We start from the raw sequence: 349 nt of genomic DNA, 5'->3' as shown, positions 1-349 counted from the left end.
CTGCCGCTGGTGGCTCGACCTGGAACGCCGGCATGTTCAGCCGGACCTGATCATTGCGCTGGGGGCAAGCGCGGCGCGCGGCGTGCTGGGCCACTCGGTCAAGGTGTCGAATATGCGCGGCAAGATCTTGCCTCAGCCCGGCGCGGCATCCGTGCTGGTCACGGTCCATCCGGCCTATCTGCTTCGCTTGCCAGACCCGGACCGTGCCCGAACCGAATGCCAGCGTTTCGCGCAGGATCTATCAACAGCGCGCGCGTTTCTGGAGGGGACTGCGCATCGGACAAGCGCCTGAAGGCAATGGATTGTCGGAAAGAAAATGGTGCCGTTAAGGTGACTTGAACACCTGACC

1 protein-coding gene is annotated in these 349 nt (G+C 63.3%); it reads left to right on the top strand.

Annotated elements, in window-relative coordinates; all coding sequences use genetic code 11:
• On the top strand, positions 1 to 292 hold a 292-nt coding region (locus B4F73_RS16020; protein WP_290483762.1), incomplete at its 5' end, for a uracil-DNA glycosylase family protein.
• Positions 293 to 349: the final 57 nt, after the last annotated feature.

Origin of the sequence: Hyphomonas sp. UBA3601, assembly GCF_002375605.1 — a bacterium.
Taxonomy (GTDB): Bacteria; Pseudomonadota; Alphaproteobacteria; order Caulobacterales; family Hyphomonadaceae; genus Hyphomonas.
This window is presented reverse-complemented; position numbering and strand designations above follow the sequence as displayed.